Genomic DNA, 17,702 nt, shown 5'->3' on the forward strand with positions numbered 1-17,702 from the left:
TTTGATCCTTCATATCAACACTTCCCGCGAATGGCGTGGTGGAGAACAGCAGCTTTATTATTTAGTCCAAGGACTGGCCAATTTTAAAATCCCACAAATGGTTGTAGGCCAACCGAATTCCCCTTTAGAAACAAAATGTAAAGAGAATGGTTATGAATTTGTTCCCATTGACATGCGTGGCGAGTGGGATAGAAAAGCATATAAGAATATTCGATCTCTCTGTATTTCTAAAAATGTAAAACTCATTCATACACATACCGCTCATGCGCATACACTCGCTTTACTTGCCAAACGAAACCACTTAAACATTCCTTTGATTGTTTCTCGTAGAGTTGACTTCAAACCAAAATCAAGTTTTTTCTCTAGATGGAAATACCAACATCCGGCTAACGATTATTACCTGCCAGTGTCTCAAAAAATCAAAGAAGTAATGATTTCAAGTAAAATTGTTCCAGAAAGAATCATTACAGTGTATTCGGGGATTGATTTAAAACGTTTTTCTAAATCTGCCCCTCACGAATACTTAAGAGAAGAATTTCATATTCCCAAAAAATGTATTGTGATTGGAAATGTGGCCGCCCTTGTCGATCACAAAGACCAAGAGACTTTACTGAATGCCGTAGCAAAGATGAGAACAAACGTTGACTTTCGGCTGATGATTGTTGGTGATGGGAAGTTAGAGAACAAACTCAAAAACCAAGCAGAACAATTAGGAATCAAAGACAAAGTCATTTTCACAGGTTATCGTAAGGACATCCCTGCTCTTCTTTCTTTATTTGATATTTTTACGCTCACTTCCAAAGAAGAAGGCCTTGGAACTTCTGTTTTGGATGCGATGGCATCAGGCCTTCCTATCGTTGCCACGAATGGCGGAGGGATTGGTGAAATGTTGGATCACAACGAAGGAGCTTACGTTTGTTCGGTGGGAGATTCAGAAAGTATCGCCCAAGGTTTGGACAAACTTGTTGGAACCGAAGAATTAAGAACCAAGTTCGGAACCTTCAACAAAACTTCGGTAAAACGATTTTCTGTTACCAAAACGGTTGAAAAAACAAAACTAATCTATTATTCCTTTTTAGGAGATTCTTTGTACGGAGAAGGAACATGAGCGGAAGATTACTCATCATTGACGGCCATGCTTTGGCTTTCCGGGCTTATTTTGCATTTGCCGCTTCTAACCTTACCAATTCCAAAACAGGACTACCAAGCGGCGCCATTTTTGGATTTTGGCGGATGTTATTCAAACTCCTACAAGATGAAAAAGTAACCCATATTGCTTTTACCTTTGATCCGGGCACAAGACTTGAAAGAAACGATTTGTATGAGGATTACAAAGCACATAGAAAACCAATGCCAGAGGATTTAAAACCTCAGATTCATAAAATCTATGAAATGTTAAAGGCTTTAGAGTTCCCTATGTATAAAATAGATGGAATCGAAGCTGACGATATCATAGGATCATTATGTAAAAAATTCGGAAAAGATTTTGAAGAAATCGTCATACTTTCCAGTGATAAAGACTTATACCAAGTCCTCGACAAAAACATACACATGTTACGTGGGAAACGTGGTGTTTCCGAATTTGAAAAAATAGATCCTAAATGGGTCAAAACAAATATTGGAATCACCAAAGAACAAGTCACCGATTATATGGGTCTGTTAGGTGATGCCTCTGACAACATTCCCGGAGTCAAAGGGATTGGAGAAAAGGGAGCCGCCAAACTCATCCAAGAGTTTGGAGATTTGGAAACCATTTATAAAAAACTAGATAAAATCAAAAACAAATCACTCATTGATAAGTTGGCTGCTGAAAAAGAGAATGCCTTTTTATCTCGGAAACTGGCGACCATTGTCACCAACCTCAAACTCGATATAAAAAAAACAGATCTAAAAATTCCAAATTATTATGATCCGGCAAAAGTACAATACTTCAAAGATGAAGGATACAATGTCCTCCACCGTGATCTTGCCAAACAAGCTGGGATTCCGATCGCAAGTGATGGAGATTCTAAAGATAAAACTGCCGAACCATCCACTGGCAAAAAAGGAAAACAATCTAAAGAAGATGAAGCAAACGAAGAAACTGACAAAAAATCAAACAAAGGTTCTGCGGTAACAAAAAAGAATTACAAACGAATCCAAACCTTGGATGAATTGAAAAAAATTGTCTCAAAACTCGATCCTAAAAAAATAATTTGTGTCGATACAGAAACCACTTCTCAAGATCCAATGCTTGCTGAGTTACTTGGGGTTTCCTTTTCTCAGGAACCTGGAGTCGCTTACTATATAGCTTTCTCTCACCCAGAGTCCATCTATAGCCATCTACTCCCTTCTCCCGAAGAAAGCCTTTCTGTTTTAAAACCAATGTTTACCGATCCCAAATGGAAAAAAGTGGGACAAAACATCAAATACGATCTTTTAGTGCTTCGTAATTATGGTGTAGAGTTAGCGGGAATTCATTTTGATACGATGTTAGCCTCTTACCTTTTGAATCCAGGGGAACGCCGCCACAATATGGATGATATGGCTGTTGACTATTTGGATTACAAAACCATCACTTACGATGAATTAGTTGGAACGGGAAAGAAAAAACAAAACTTATACGATATTGATCCAGAAAAAGTTTCCGAATATGCCTGCGAAGATGCAGACATTACCCTTCAACTTCATAATGTTCTCTCACCAAAAATGGAAGAAGGAATTCACAAAAAACTTTTATATGAAATTGAAATGCCAGTGTTACATACTTTGGCTGATATGGAATTTGAAGGGATTGCAGTAGAAAAAGGATATTTTGAATCACTTTCCAAAATCTTTGAAACAAAAATCAAAGAACACGAAAAAAACATTCACTTCTACGCAGGAAGACCATTTAACGTTAACTCAACGAAAGAACTCCAAACCGTTTTATTCGAAGATTTAAGATTACCTGCTGAGAAAAAAACACAAACAGGATATTCTACCGACCATTCGGTTCTAGAATCTCTCCAAGGAACCCATCCCATCATCGATGATTTACTTGGACTTCGTAAATTCTCAAAACTAAAATCCACTTATACAGACACTCTACCAACACTCATCAATCCCAAAACGGGACGAATCCATACAAGTTATAACCAAACTATTGCGGCTACGGGAAGGTTATCTTCCACAAATCCAAACTTACAAAACATCCCCATCAAAGATGAGGAAGGGAGATTACTTAGAAAGGGTTTTATTGCAAAAAAAGGTTACGAGATTCTTTCTCTCGACTATAGCCAAATTGAACTTAGAATTATGGCCCACTTTGCCAATGATCCGCAAATGATGAGTGCTTATCAATCAGGAGCGGATATCCACAGAAAAACTGCCGCTGGGATCTTTGGAGTTTCCGAAGACCAGGTAACACCAGATATGCGAAACAAAGCAAAAGTGGTAAACTTTTCAGTAATATATGGAGTCACATCCTTTGGTCTTTCAAATAATTTAAGAATTAGCCGGAAAGAAGCAAAAGAGTTTATCGAAAAGTATTTTGCCACCTACAAAGGTGTTCAAACTTATATGGAAGAAATTGTGGAGTTCTGCAAAGAACATGGATATGTGGAAACACTTCTTGGTCGCAGACGTTACTTACCAGACATCCATTCCAAACACAAAATGGCAAGTGAAGCGGCCAAACGTGTTGCGATTAACTCTCCCATCCAGGGAACATCGGCCGATATGATAAAGCTTGCGATGATCCAAATCCATAACAAAATCAAAAAGAACGGTTTTGATTCTAAACTCCTTCTCCAAGTCCATGACGAACTTGTTTTCGAAGTGAATCCGAAGGAAAAAAAAGAATTCTACCAAATGGCAAAAGAAGAAATGGAATCTGCGATGAAACTAAAAGTTCCGATTGTCGCCCAAGGTAAGTTTGGCGGTGATTGGGATGAAGCACATTAGGCCATTTGCCTTAGTTTTAGTTTTTTTTACACTCTACCTCTGGAATGCAAAAGTCCTATTCGAATCGGACAACCTCTATGGTCGTTTTGATTGGGACATGTATAGTTTCCATGTCGAATTTTTAAGAAAATCATTTTTAGAATTTGGAACCATTCCTTTATGGAATCCTTATTACGGAGCAGGGTTTCCCGTTTGGGAGAATCCAACAAGTAAGGTGGGAAGTATCACGCATCTACTTGTTCTTTTTTTTCCTACACTGAATGCGCTCAAAATTAGTTTTCTCGTATACTTTATCCTTTCTGGATTTCTAAACTTTCATTCCTTTCGGCTTTATACAAAGTCCACCAGCTTATCATCATTATTCTTTGTATTTTTATTTCAATTTTCGGGATTTGTATTTCAAAAATTATATGCGGGTCATTTAAACCAAATTCCGGGATTATTTTTACCATCCCTCGTGTTTTACATTTTATATTTTGTTCAAAATAGAAATTGGGGAATTGGAATCTTAATTACCATAATCACCTATATTTTGTTATCTGAAGGAAGCATTTACCCGCTAACACAAATCCTCCTCCTTCTATTCTTTTTAGTTCCCCGAGAAATTTACATTTCCAAATCCCCAAAACAAAGTTTCATCAATCTTTCCATTTTAACTTTATTTATATTAGTTGTCCTCTCCTTCAAGTGGGTTCCTACTTATGAATTCATTCACAAAGTAGGAAGGCATTTTGTAGCAGACACGTTTTCACTTACCCATAAAGACCTGTATTTTATTTTTTTTGGATCTTCCCAACACCCTCACCTCACAACGTCCATTTCTCAAATGCAATATCGGTATTGGGAATATGGAAACTATTTAGGACAATTCCCACTCTACCTTTTCCTTCTACTTTTTTTCATAAAAAAAAGAATGTTACCGGTTTTATTTTTACTAGGACTTGTTTTGTGGATGATGATGGGAAAAATTTCTCCCTATTCACCTGCGTCACTCCTCGAACAGTTGCCCATTTATTCATGGGAACGAGTGTACCCTCGTTGGAGCCTCAGTGTTGTATTTTTATATACTTGGTGTTTGGCGGTGGGATTTCAAAATCTATGGGACTGGATTCCCTCTAGGTATCATAAAGGTTTAGAAATTCTGACTATCCTTTGTTTCCTCTTCCATACCCAAGATACAAAACTAATGAATACAAAATACTTATCTGAGATTTTTATTCTACCTTTACCAAAGATAGACATTAAGAACCCAAATGTCTATCCAATCACTGTGCCCACAGTTCCTGATTACGGTTCTGATTCGAGGATGTTACCCGCCATCCAGTCAAACCTTTCGACAAACGATATATATGAAAACTTAACCTTCTATTTCACAAACCAAACCATCACTGACAAGGATTACAGAGGAGAAGTATATCTTCTTTCTACAAAAAAAGAATTCAAACCTAAATCATGGAAACCAGATCGATATGAGTTTGATAATTTACCCAAAGGAGAAACTTTGATTTTCAATCAAAAGTATCATCCTGGATTTGTTACCTCCATTCCAGGTTTAGAGCCTTGTTCCTATAATGGATACCTTGCGATACAACCAACAAAGGATATTCCAAATGTTACTATTTTTTATTCTTTTGTTCGGAGTGTTTGGTATTTCCGAAAACCTTGGGTAAATTGCAAAATATTCTAATACAATTTCTTTCAGACTTTCTCATTTCCAACCTGGCTTAATCTATTTGACACAAACTGATTCCAGACTCAAATTTTACCACTATGTGTAACTTGTTATCTTGGAGACTTGTATTAGAGGGTGAAAAACAATCTGATTGGTTTCATAGGCTATCCCAAGATACAATCAATAGACACATCAAAGCAAACTCCGCCCTTTTTGAAATCAAACATCCCAAAAGCCAGATCCAATCGTTTCAAATTGATGGTGAAAAAATCATTTCTTCAACCAATGTCTGGGGAACAAAACCATCTTGGTGTCCAGACTTTCTTACCAATACAAAATCGGAAAAATTAGTTTCCTCTCCGTATTGGAGCCAGTACATGCAGAACCGTATCCTTGTGCCCGTTCATTCTTTTTTTGAATGGCAAACCCAACGGACTGGCAAAAAACATAAATATGAAATTACATTCAAAAATCCTAATTCCTATTTTGTTGGATTATGGGGGGAAGAAAATGGAATTCGTTGGATTACGATTCTTACTGGTGAAGCAAACGAAAAAATGAAAACCATCCATAACGATGGAGAAAACAAACACCGCCAACCTATTGTTATGCCATTGCAAAATCAAAATAATTGGTTGGACCATTCTGTCAAAAATCCAAAAGACATTACAGACTTATTGTATAGGTTCACTCCAGATGATACAACGGAAGTCGATCTGAACAAGGAACAAACTCTATTCGACGAAATATAAAACTCAAATATTTCCCAATCTTCAATACATTTTAACTGTCACCAATTTGTAACAAACAAACAATTCCTTCCATTCACTGATTTTCACCCTTTTGTCACATTGTCGTAACCGATTCATTTTACCTTATCCTCAGATAAACAAGAGGATACATTCCGATGAAACCAAATACAATAAGCAAAACAGAACGAATCCTAGAAGTTCGTTTGGCTGAAAACCAACTAGAAATTGAAAGAGCACTTGCACTACGTTATGAAGTGTTCAACTTAGAAATGGGAGAAGGTCTGCCACAATCTTCTGCCACTCGTAAAGACCGTGATGAGTACGATTTGTACTGCCACCACTTAATCGTTATCGATAAATCAACAGATGACAAAAAAATTGTAGGAACTTACCGAATTTTAACACGCCAAAATGCAAAAAACGGAATTGGTTTTTACAGTGAAAACGAATTTGATATCACTTCTATTTATAACCTTCCCGATGAAATTGCAGAAGTAGGACGTTCTTGTGTTCACCCTGACTACCGCGATGGTTCGGTGATCTCTTTACTTTGGCAAGGGCTTGCAGAGTTTATGAATAAACATAATGTTCGTTACCTCATGGGTTGCGGATCCATCCACTCCACTGACGCGGGAGTTGCTTCTCAATCTTATGGATTTTTGAAAGCAAAAGACGCCATTGCTCCGGAAGAATTTCGGGTGTATCCAAACCCTGACTTTGTTCTCCCTGGGTTTGATGCCGATTTTCAAGTAGAAGATCCAAAAACAATCTCCAAAAATATCCCTCCACTTTTGAAAGGATACCTCCGGGTAGGTGCTAAAATCTGTGGAATTCCTGCACTGGATTCTGTTTTTGGTACTACAGATGTGTTTATTCTTTTCGACCGCAAGGAAATCACGGAGAGATATGCGAAACACTATATGAATGCATGAGCCTTAACCAGGAAATAGATTACCAGCACCCCACAAAACAGGATCAAATTCGATTTTTCGGTTTTACCCTTTTTTTGGTTCTTACGATCTGTGCTGGTTATTTCCTGGGCCTTCCTCGGTATTATCTCGGATGGTTTTCTTTTGCGATTGCATCGTTCTCTGTGGCCGGAAACGATGCAGTCCAAACCATCGGAACCTTTATCGAAAGTAAAAAATCGGTCCACTGGCTCCAAAAGATTCTCGTTTTTGGTGGTCTTTTATTTTTTGTTCATTTGATCGCTTGGTTTTTACACGGCGGCGAAATCCATTTTCATAGATTAGATTCTATTCCTGAAACCAAAGACTTCAACCTCCTCCAACTTCTCGCACCGGTTTTACTTGTAGTCATCACGAGACTTAGGGCACCTGTTTCTACAACATTTCTCGTATTAGGTTTGTTTGGCGGCAAGAGTATCGACCAAATGTTAACCAAATCCTTTTTCGGATATGGCCTTGCATTCCTTGCAGCAATTGTTGTTTGGGCCATCCTAGTCAAAGTTGACCCACACGAATACCATGATGTCCACACACCCGATCCCGTTTCCGAACGCCGGTGGTCTAGATTGCAATGGCTTTCTACAATGTATCTTTGGGTGGCATGGTTATTACAAGACACAGCAAACATTGCCGTATTTTTACCTAGGCAGTTGGGGATCATCGAATTCTTAACCGCAGTTTTTATTCTCATCATTGCCTTACTCATCATCATTCGCACCAATGGCGGAACCATCCAACGAGTGGTTTCAGAAAAATCTGACATCCAGTGGGCCAAGGCAGCAACCATTGTGGATTTGGTTTATGGAAGTTTACTCTTCTTTTTCCAATACATAAGCAATATCCCCATGTCCACTACCTGGGCTTTTCTTGGTCTCCTTGCCGGTCGTGAAATCATTCTAAATGTCATCACCTACAAAGACCTTCCCTATCTCGACACCTTCCGCAAAGTCGGAAAGGACGTAGTTCTTGCAACGATCGGGATTCTTGTTTCCATTTTGGTGTTTTTTCTTTCCTACTTTCTCTACCCAGAGCAGAGAGCCAATATCCCCCTCGAATTTTGGAAAACGCCAGTCCAAGAAGATTCCCTATAATTTTCTTTGACAGTACCTGCAATTGTCAGGGTAGTGTCATATATGAGATTCATTCTCACATAGACAACAGGAGCCATTATGTCCATAGCAATGATGTTACGAGAAGGTACTGCCGATAAACACCAAGAAACCGAAAAGGTTCCTTACATTCGGGCCATTTTTAGAGGCGGACTCGACGCCCAAACTTATACCTACCAATTGGAAAGCCTACAAGCGGTTTACGCAGTGATGGAAGAACTCTATCGCCAAAACAAAGACAACCCGATCCTTGCCAAACTTTACTTTCCAGCTCTCTTTCGTGAAAAATCTTTGGGAGAAGACATCGCGAGTTTCCAAAAGAAATTTGGGACAAAACTTCGTGGTTCTATCTCCAAAGCCACACAAAACTACATTGACCATATCAAAAATACTGCAAAAACAAAACCAGAACTGTTAGTAGCACAGGCTTACGTCCGTTACTTGGGAGATCTTTCTGGTGGCCAATCCATCAAAAAAGTAGTAGCAAAAACTTTTGAATTGGAAGGAAATGAAGGAACTGCTTTTTATGAATTTCCTGAAATTGAAGACCTTATGGCTTTCAAAGGAATCTATCGTCAAAACTTGGACACTCTTCCATTGAACGATACACAAAAAGCAGAACTATTGGCAGAAGCAAATGCCACTTTTGATTTGAATAAGTTTTTGTTTATTGAGCTCGATTCCGACCTAAAAGAAAATATAGGAATGGATCGTTACCAAACTCTTCTTCCAGCAGGTTAAATTTTTGGGATTCCCGTATACCTTAGTCACTTTAGTTTTTTTATCCATGTTGCCGGTAACAATGATTGTGCCGGTAGTGAAGGATGTTGTAAAGGACCGATTGCTCGGATCGAATTGGGAAGTTGCCTACTTCACAAGTATTCCCATGCTCGGTTCCTTTCTTTTTGCACCGGTTGCGGGAATCATTTCAGATCGTTTTAAAAACAGAAAGTACTTCATTAGTTTTTTCTGTTTTGTAGACGCAGGACTTTTTTATTCACTCACAGTTGTCACCGATATGGGACTCTTTCTTTTTTTAAGATTCCTTGAGGGTGCAGCTCATATCTTTATCATTGGACTCCTTCTTAGTTCCGCTGCGGATCGTGAAAATGATCCAGAGAACAAACGTTACTATGGCAAAGGAATCCTTATGGGCATCACGGGAATGTTTTTATCCCTTGGCGGTGCGTTTGGAATGCCTCTTGGAATTCTCGGAAGGAAAAATCCCCTTTTGCCATTTTATGTAGGTTCTGGAATTCTAATCTTTGTTGGTCTATTTAGTTTACTCCTGTTAAAGGACAAAGGAATCCATAAAGCAAAAGATTTCAAACTGAATGACCTGAAGGTTGCCATTTTCGAGAATCCTTTTTTGTTTGTTCCGTTTTTATTCAACTTTATCGATCGTTTTACTGTTGGTTTTATCATTTCTTCTTTCAATATCCACTTACGAGAAACACTAGCCTTCCATCCGGGGATGCTCGGTGTATTTTTGGGACTGGTTCTTTTCCCAATGAGTTTACTTTCTTATCCATCAGCCCTACTTTCTCGCAAAACAGGTGTTCTACCCCTTGTCCTTGTGGGATCCACAATCTATGGAGTGTTTCTCGGGTTATCGGGAACTACTAATGATTACTGGCTTCTTTTCAGCTTTTTACTCATCTGTGGAATTGGTGCAGGTGTGATGTTTGTACCTTCCATGATGCTTGCGAGTAAAATGTCAAAACCGGGGCTTACGGCTACAACCATGACAGCATTTACCGGTGTAGGTTCTCTTGGTTTTATGTTAGGGCCAGTTGTTTCCGTTCAAATGCAATTGGTCTTTGAATCGGTTTTACCACCAGAATATAGTTTTTCTGCCCTTTCTTTCTTTTTTGGATTTTTGGAGATAGGACTTGTGTTTTTAACCATTCCTTTTTTCAAAAAGATTTTGGGAAAAATGAACCGAATCGACGAAGAAAGAGAAAAGATATCACTTGCCAACCCTGATCCCATCATGTAGAATCATACCTTAGTCCATCTAAGGTAAGGGTTTATGATCAAAAAACTTTTGATTCTCAGCACACTCGCTTCGGTTTTGTTTTTGGTTTCTTGTACATCAGGAAACAAAGTACAGGCAGGAAGTAACAAAGTTCATCCACACACAGCACTCCGTAAATTAGAAATCGATATGATTAAAGTGGGTGATGGATTGGTAAAAACAGAAGCGGTTCTTGGAAAATCGACTGAAAAATCAATCGATCCTAGCGGAACCGTGATGGTATGGTATTTTGCAGAAGATCGTGATGTTCCGGAGCAGTACTACACTTTGAAAGAAAAACCAGATACAGTGGAAAAGTTTTTGAAACTTACATTTGATCCCAAAAACAAAATCACTGCAAAAGATTTTAAACTATAAAATCATTCCTCTGATGTAGAATCAGTTTCCGCGTCAGTGGGAGCGGGGAAAGGAAAACCAGGGAAACTTGGTTTGACTTTTCCCTCTACATCATCATCTAACACATCGATAGTGGTAAATCCCACTAAAAAATCAAAAGCCTCTGCAACGTTAAATCCAAGTCTGGCTCCACCGTAAATCCCTGCGGTAAATTCTACATTCCAAGAATATCCAGGTGGGTATCCAAATGGTTTTTGTTCTTCGGCAGGGAGATAAGCTAAAAATTCTTTATTCCCTGTTGATGCTACCAAATCCTTAGTAAGCTCACGGCGGAAATGTTCCTTTTTTCTTCTTTTTCGATCTTTGACAGGATCATACCAATATGAATAATAACGCATTTTATAACTTTTAACATTGGCCCTTTCATCGTTTGTGAGAGGGATACCTTTTTTATCCACAAGCCAATTGCCTTTGGCATCCAAGGTTGGAAGGCCGGAATGAAAACTTTCGCCACCTAACACTCCAAAGACGAGCTGCTGGGAATGGTAGGTTCCAAATTGCCCACCACGAAGCCCGGCTCCGCGACCCAAATCCTTTTTCCCCATTTCTGATTCCCCACCTTGGAAAAGAACTCCAATGGGCAAGGGCCCTACTTTAACAGCGGCTCCATACATAGGTGTTTCAACCCCAACGGTCACAATGTCTTGAAAATCGTTTTTACGATTTTTCCAATACGTTGCACACTGTAGAAAAAAAGAGAGGCTAAGGAGGAGGCCGATAGTTCGCATTCTTTTCCAGTTTTTTTCATTTTCTACTTTTCGGAATCAAAAAAACAGACAATTTGGAGAGATATGGGTTCTTTTGAAGACTTTCCAATGATTGAAGTGAAAAAAATGAATGAGACGGAGGTTCGTCTCTTCGCTTTACTCTTTAATTTACTCCGTGAACCCAAAGGAATTAGTTTCCAAAAATTTCGAAACATCATGCCTCGGTTCTACAAAAACGAAGACATTGAATCCGATCGGAAAAAACTCTACCGTGACCTGGGCCAACTCAAAAGCCTCGGATTCAATATCAAGGTTGCCCAATTCGGTTACCAGTCAGAAGATCATTTCCCTTATTATTTAGAAAAAGAATCCATCGATCGCAGTTTAAAGTTCACCAAAGAAGAGTTAGAATATCTTTCCAAGGTTTTGTTTGTTACCGAACCAAGTCCAGAAGGGATTAGTCTTTCACAAAAACTATTTTCACACAATTTAGATCTCATTCCTAAATTTGCCAAACAACCAAAAGAGACGGACGGATCAGAAGAAACACAAGACTCATCTCATACAGAAAAAATCCTACAAGCCATCAAAGACAAACGAGCCCTTACTATCCAATATGGATATGATTCGGGAGAAAGAATCATCGAACCTTACCGACTCGTGAGAAAAAATACTACCGACTTTTATCTACTGGCTTTTGACCGTGGGAAAAAATCGCTCCGTAGGTTCATCCTACCAAAAATCGTAGTCAAAAAAGAATCCAAAGAAGAATTCCTATCCAATCTCAAAATCACAAATGATGATTTGAACTTTCATCCTTTGTTACTAAAGAAACATGCAGAACTAGAATTTTCCTTTCAAATCCATCCTGATTATGAAGACCGTTGGAAATTGTTTTTAGAAGGTGTTAGGTTTCAAAAACAGGAAAACGAATACAAAATTTCTACAACAAATCAAAATGCTCTTTTTCAATTTTTTGTCCTTTCTCCCGAGGCTTTGGTAAAAAGTTCCGAAGTTTGGAAGGAATCATTTTTAACCTATACAAAACAATGGGAAACATTGTATCAATTTGTTTGATCCATCATTAACACCTGTTACCAAGTCACAGTATTTACAATTTTTACGTTGTACAAATGCCTTCCATTTGGTAAGACAAGGACTTGTTCCCAAACCTTCCACCTCCTCCTTCGGTGGTCATTTGGAATGGGGCGAATTTTTACAACTTTGTAAAAACCAATTTCCAGAATCTCAGACAATCGAAAGAACCATGGAAAGAGAAGAGAGTTTTCAAAAAACCTCAGAATGGATTGCGGAAAAAAAATCGATCTTTCATGCCCACCTTCGTATGGGCCAATTTGTTTCCACAGTTGAATATTTGGAATATGATTCGGAACGAGAAGGTTGGATCCTTTGGGACTTCCGTCCGATTGGATCTCTCAAACAAGACATCCTACGTTCCTTTTATTTTCATAAAAAAATCGCAGAAGGTATGTCCTTAAAACTAGTTGCCTTCAAACTGATTCGGATCCAAACCAAATACATTTATCCAGGTGGCCAGATCCAACCGGAAGACTATTTACTGATAGAAGACATAACTCCGCGAATGGATGCAGAGTTGGGAACTCGAGAATCAGAATGGGAACAATTCCAAAAAGAAATCGATAAAACCACCGAACAATCTGTACAGTTTTCCTTTTTAGATTCTAAACCAAGTTGCCGTTCACTCAAAACCTGTTTGTCTCCAACTCATTGTGCAAAAGGAAAAGAAAATGCAAAAGAGATATTTGATTTTCGAGACAGTTCCGAACTAGCCAAAGGGTGGTTTGCCCTTGGGTACAATTCGTACGAATCTGTTCCCAATTCTGAATTAAGTCCCATCCAAAGGATTCAAAAAGAAGCACATATCACTGGAAAAACCTATTTTGACAGGACAAATTTTGAAAATTACCTAACAAATGTTACAAAAACGGTAGCTTTTTTAGATTTTGAATCAATCAATCCTTATCTCCCACTGTATCCGCAGACAAGACCTTTCCAACATGTTCCTTACCTGTATTCCTTACACATTTGGGACAGTGAAAAGGATCTCCTAACACATAAAACCTATTTACATGAAGATTTGGGAACAGATCCACGTGTTTCTGTTTTGAACCAATTACAAAAAGACCTACCGCCAGGGATCACTATCTTCTCTTTTAATGATTTTTTTGAAAAACTCATCATCCAAGAGACAGCTTTGGCCTTCCCAGAGTTTTTAGAATTCTGGGAAGGAGTCAAATCGATGTTTATCGACCTTGCAATGCCTTTCAAAAAACTTTGGATCTACCATCCAGGCCAAAATGGGAAAGCGTCGTTAAAAGAAATTTTACCGTGTTTTAGTTCAGAGAGTCATCTTGGCCTTTCCATTCGCGAAGGACAAGATGCAAACTACCAATATTTAAGATTAATAAAAAAGCAGGTGACAGCCGAAGAAAAAAAACGTGTTCTGGAGGATTTGATAGCTTATTGCAAACTCGATAGTTACGGTTTGTTTATAATCTATAGAATGTTACAAGAAAGATTATCGGTTATTTAATGTTAGGTATCAAAAAATCAGTCGCACAACTTGTCTTTTCGTTACCGGAACATTGGATTTCCTCTTTGGTTCGTAAATCAAACCAACCAGAGACAAACCAATTAGATCCTCACTGCGCTTTGGCGTGTAACATTGCCAAGTTCCTGCCTAAAATGGAACAAATGAGCCCGGAAAAAGCACGTCGGCATTACCGCGATCAAATGCGGATCTTCGATGAACCGGAATTTCCTATCCCTCACATCGAAGACAAACTCATCCCTACTCCCAGCGCCTCTTTCATTCCTATCCGAGTCTACAACGCAAACCCACAAAAAAGAAATCTTCCCACCATACTCTTCTTTCACGGTGGTGGACTCACCATCGGCAATTTAGAAACACATGATAATTTTTGCCGCAAAATGTCTCATTACACGAAAAGTATTGTGATTGCTGTGGACTATCGACTGGCACCAGAACATCCATATCCTGCGGCTCATGACGATGTTTGGCTCGCATACCAGTATGTTCGCAATTCCGCCTATCTTTTTGGCGGATCACCAAATGCCATTGCTGTTTGTGGAGATAGTGCGGGGGCCTTACTTGCCACCTCACTTTGCCTTCGGGCCAAAAAAGACAAGGTTCCTGTTCCCGTCTACCAAGCCTTACTTTATCCCATGCTCGATACCTCCAAAGAATCAGAGACCTATGAACTTTTTGGGGAGAAGTATGTTCTCACCCGTTCTCTTATGCGTTGGTTCATCCAAAACTATTTGCCGAGCCAAAAAGACAGACTCCTCCATACAAACTCTCCCGTTCTCGCAGACCCCAAAGAATTAAAAGGTCTACCCCCCACTTACCTCGGGATCGCAGGTTACGACCCACTCAGAGAAGAAGGGGAAACTTATGCCAAACACCTCCAATTGGCCGGAGTGAAGGTGGAAGAACGCCATTTTCCATCCCTAATCCACGGATACATCCAACTCACAGGCCTCATTCCCAAGGCAAAAGAAGCGGAACAAGACCTCTTCCAAGCCCTAAACCGTTTTTTTTCGACAAGAAAAATCTGATCCGATCCATTCAAGAATCGACAAGGAAGGATTCGATACTATAAAAGACAGAATTTCCTTGAGGTACGTCATGATTTTACGATTCTCCATCGCTCTCTCTTTCCTATTTGCGATTTCAAGCCTTTACGCTGAAAAACCGGCATCTGCTACCTTAAAAGAACGTGAGACCCAAAAACAAATCGATCTTCAAAGAAAAAATGGATTTGGTGATAACGAAATTGATACCCTTCACGCAAGTATCATCGGGAACCTTAAAAAAATCAAAAAACTCCAAGAGTTAGGAGTGGATAAAACTGCCGCGCAGTATTTAGCACATACCCCAGAAGAACACAAAGAACTTTATAAAAAAGATAAAGATGGAAAACCATATTTGGAAATCAAACTTCCGCAAGGACAGTCTTACATTGATTATCCGACAGTTTTTTTGTATGACGGAGTTGCATACATTTATCCTAAAGAAGACTATAGCGACTTAGATAAAATCATTTTGGCATTTCGTCGAGTGAATGCAGATGGAACCATCCATGTAAAAGAAATGAGAAGGCTCGTGAACCCATCTCCGAAATCAGAAGGTACGGAAAAAGATGAGAAAGGAGAAGCAAAGTTAGATACAAATTCTGATATTCGATTGGAATACTACAGATCCCTTACTTCTGATACCATTTGGCCAAATGAACCTGTGCAACCAGCTGAACCAGACATAGCAATGGTTCTCAATGATGAAAAAGATCCTTTGCCTTATGACAAACAAAAACACATTATGATGTCTTACAAAAAGATGTTGAGAAAGATTTCTAAACAAACTGCGTTTAAACTCAGAAACATTGAGTTAGACCAAAAACAAATGATTACAAAAATTTTGGATTATAACACAAACTAATTTTGTTGTTTTTCCCTCCGACTGATGAGGAGCTGAGAAATCGTTTGCTCCTCGGTCACATACTTCCTCTTTAAATACGAAAGGGCATTGTTAATAAAACGAGGCACTTTTTTTTCCGCATCCAATAGATCCATCTTCGTCAACATCAGTTCATCTATAGTTGCGAGAGCCAAATTTCTTTGGCTCTGGTGTAATTCAAAATCGTCCTCGTCTTCTATGATCATGGTTTTTCTTGGAAGGTCTGAGCCGCCTCCACTCCCCTTTCTTCGTTTACAAATAAGTTAATGAGTAGCGATAGAAAATAAAAGAAAGCAACTACAAGGAATGCATTTCTAAGAGTTACCAATGTTTGGATGTATCCAAAAAGAAATAATCCCGCAGCACCTGCAATTTTTCCAGAAAGTCCCCACATCCCAAAAAATTCTCCCGATTTGGACTCAGGGCTAAAAATACCAACAAGGGCTCTGGAAGCAGACTGTGTGGAACCAAGTCCCATTCCCGCGAGAGAAGAAATAAAAACAAAAACCCACTGCACAGTCCAATTTTTACCAAGAACCATATTGATCAGGTTTGTAACATCATGCACATAATATATCAATCCACAAGTTATGAGCCAGAGAACCAGTGTCAGGTTGAATGTTTTTTTTGCTCCAATACTATCTTGGATCACACCGAACGCGAGTGCACCAACAGCGGCAAAAATTTGGATAAAGATAAACATAGCTTCTTTGTGTTCCGCTTCGATATGAATTTCATGAGAACCATAGATGAAAGCAAAAGAGATGACAATGGCAAGAGCCGCCATAGTAAAAAACAAGGATACCAAATAGATCATCAAATCTTTGAAGTTACTAGCATCCTTTAAAGTTTGAATCACACGATCCTTTCCAATTTTAAAATAGTTAACACTATGAGAAACTCCTAAAGGCAAATGAGGTTCTTTAAGGAAAAGAAAGGTAGGAATGGCCGCGACAAGAAAGAAAATTGCAGTGTATGGTCCCACTAATTTTAAATTTTCGAAATTATCTAACGAGATGGCTCCGAGTTTTGTAGCAATGTATACGGAACCTATTCCGCCGAAGTATCCAATCCCCCAGGCATAACCGGAGATTTTTCCTAAGTCTTCTTTGGATCCAAGGAAGGGTAAAAAACTGGATGCAAAGTTTTCGCCAGAGGCAAAGAAAAAATTAGAAATGGCGACCAAAACGAAACCCAACCAAACCATTCCAGGTTCCACATAGTATAACAAGAAGGTGGCGATGATACAGCCGATATAACTTAAAAAAAGAAAAAATTTCTTTTTAGAACTGTAATCAGAAATGGCACCAAAAATTGGCCCAGTCAAAACTACGAAAACATAAGAGGCCGCCAATGCCCAGGCCCAAACCGACCTACCATACTGAAAGGGGTCACCCGAATTGGGATCAGAAGGAACGATTAAATTAGTGAAAATTTCGCAGTAAACTACACTAATAATGACCGTTGTGTACGACGAATTCGCAAAATCGAACATACACCATCCGAATATTTCACGGTTTTTTTTCTTTTTGGCTTCCGGGTTTTTGTCTTGGGACATAGAGGGTGATTGAATTTTCCTTGGTTGAAAGTAATTAAAGAGTTTCCCTCCCTTTCGTA

General features: G+C 38.9%; 16 protein-coding genes. 13 read left to right on the forward strand and 3 right to left on the reverse strand.

The genetic code is table 11. From position 1 onward, the window contains the following. Nucleotide 1 precedes the first annotated feature (1 nt). The 9 genes from EHQ16_RS02715 (at nt 2) to EHQ16_RS02755 (ending at nt 10,820) form a co-directional block, all read left to right on the forward strand. On the forward strand, nt 2-1,108 hold the full coding sequence (locus EHQ16_RS02715; RefSeq protein WP_135636593.1) for a glycosyltransferase: 1,107 nt from the start codon (nt 2-4) through the stop codon (nt 1,106-1,108). Next, on the forward strand, nt 1,105-3,924 hold the full coding sequence (polA, locus tag EHQ16_RS02720) for a DNA polymerase I (RefSeq protein WP_135636591.1): 2,820 nt from the start codon (nt 1,105-1,107) through the stop codon (nt 3,922-3,924). The genes EHQ16_RS02715 and polA overlap by 4 nt, the downstream gene beginning before the upstream one ends. Further along, a complete protein-coding gene (locus tag EHQ16_RS02725; RefSeq protein ID WP_135636589.1) occupies nt 3,911-5,611 on the forward strand; it encodes a hypothetical protein in 1,701 nt (566 codons plus the stop codon). The genes polA and EHQ16_RS02725 overlap by 14 nt, the downstream gene beginning before the upstream one ends. 83 nt (nt 5,612-5,694) lie before the next feature. Continuing rightward, nucleotides 5,695-6,348: an SOS response-associated peptidase family protein gene (locus EHQ16_RS02730; RefSeq protein ID WP_135636587.1), complete on the forward strand. Its 654-nt coding sequence runs from the start codon at nt 5,695-5,697 to the stop codon at nt 6,346-6,348. A gap of 155 nt (nt 6,349-6,503) precedes the next feature. Further along, nucleotides 6,504-7,280, forward strand: coding sequence for a GNAT family N-acetyltransferase (locus tag EHQ16_RS02735; protein WP_135636585.1), 777 nt, complete (start codon nt 6,504-6,506; stop codon nt 7,278-7,280). After that, nucleotides 7,277-8,407, forward strand: coding sequence for a hypothetical protein (locus tag EHQ16_RS02740; RefSeq protein ID WP_135636583.1), 1,131 nt, complete (start codon nt 7,277-7,279; stop codon nt 8,405-8,407). Before EHQ16_RS02735 ends, EHQ16_RS02740 begins: the two co-directional genes overlap by 4 nt. A gap of 78 nt (nt 8,408-8,485) precedes the next feature. After that, entirely contained in the window at nt 8,486-9,166 is a 681-nt protein-coding gene (locus tag EHQ16_RS02745) for a biliverdin-producing heme oxygenase (protein WP_135586495.1), read from the forward strand. Nucleotides 9,167-9,170: 4 nt separating this feature from the next. Next, a complete protein-coding gene (locus EHQ16_RS02750; protein ID WP_135636582.1) occupies nt 9,171-10,424 on the forward strand; it encodes an MFS transporter in 1,254 nt (417 codons plus the stop codon). Between the two features lie 33 nt (nt 10,425-10,457). Continuing rightward, complete coding sequence (locus EHQ16_RS02755; protein ID WP_135636580.1) at nt 10,458-10,820, forward strand: LIC13410 family lipoprotein; 363 nt, start codon at nt 10,458-10,460, stop codon at nt 10,818-10,820. A gap of 2 nt (nt 10,821-10,822) precedes the next feature. Here EHQ16_RS02755 and EHQ16_RS02760 read toward each other — a convergent pair whose 3' ends face one another. Continuing rightward, a complete protein-coding gene (locus tag EHQ16_RS02760; RefSeq protein WP_135636578.1) occupies nt 10,823-11,587 on the reverse strand; it encodes an LIC13411 family adhesin in 765 nt (254 codons plus the stop codon). A gap of 63 nt (nt 11,588-11,650) precedes the next feature. Here EHQ16_RS02760 and EHQ16_RS02765 point away from each other — a divergent pair, with 63 nt between their 5' ends. From EHQ16_RS02765 to EHQ16_RS02780, 4 genes are all read left to right on the forward strand, one after another. Further along, entirely contained in the window at nt 11,651-12,643 is a 993-nt protein-coding gene (locus tag EHQ16_RS02765) for a helix-turn-helix transcriptional regulator (RefSeq protein WP_135636576.1), read from the forward strand. Further along, nucleotides 12,636-14,141 carry a DUF2779 domain-containing protein gene (locus EHQ16_RS02770; RefSeq protein WP_135636574.1) on the forward strand — a complete coding sequence of 502 codons (1,506 nt, stop codon included), beginning with the start codon at nt 12,636-12,638 and terminating at the stop codon, nt 14,139-14,141. The genes EHQ16_RS02765 and EHQ16_RS02770 overlap by 8 nt, the downstream gene beginning before the upstream one ends. After that, nucleotides 14,141-15,187 carry an alpha/beta hydrolase gene (locus tag EHQ16_RS02775; RefSeq protein ID WP_135636571.1) on the forward strand — a complete coding sequence of 349 codons (1,047 nt, stop codon included), beginning with the start codon at nt 14,141-14,143 and terminating at the stop codon, nt 15,185-15,187. Before EHQ16_RS02770 ends, EHQ16_RS02775 begins: the two co-directional genes overlap by 1 nt. Nucleotides 15,188-15,257: 70 nt before the next feature. Further along, complete coding sequence (locus tag EHQ16_RS02780; protein WP_135636565.1) at nt 15,258-16,067, forward strand: LIC13212 family protein; 810 nt, start codon at nt 15,258-15,260, stop codon at nt 16,065-16,067. Here the strand turns inward: EHQ16_RS02780 and EHQ16_RS02785 are convergent. Further along, a complete protein-coding gene (locus EHQ16_RS02785; RefSeq protein ID WP_135636560.1) occupies nt 16,064-16,291 on the reverse strand; it encodes a hypothetical protein in 228 nt (75 codons plus the stop codon). The genes EHQ16_RS02780 and EHQ16_RS02785 overlap by 4 nt on opposite strands. Next, nucleotides 16,288-17,643 (reverse strand): MFS transporter, encoded by a 1,356-nt coding sequence (locus tag EHQ16_RS02790; RefSeq protein WP_135636554.1) that lies wholly within the window; start codon nt 17,641-17,643, stop codon nt 16,288-16,290. Before EHQ16_RS02790 ends, EHQ16_RS02785 begins: the two co-directional genes overlap by 4 nt. Nucleotides 17,644-17,702 lie beyond the last annotated feature (59 nt).

The sequence above is a fragment of the Leptospira kanakyensis genome (assembly GCF_004769235.1).
GTDB lineage: Bacteria > Spirochaetota > Leptospiria > Leptospirales > Leptospiraceae > Leptospira_A > Leptospira_A kanakyensis.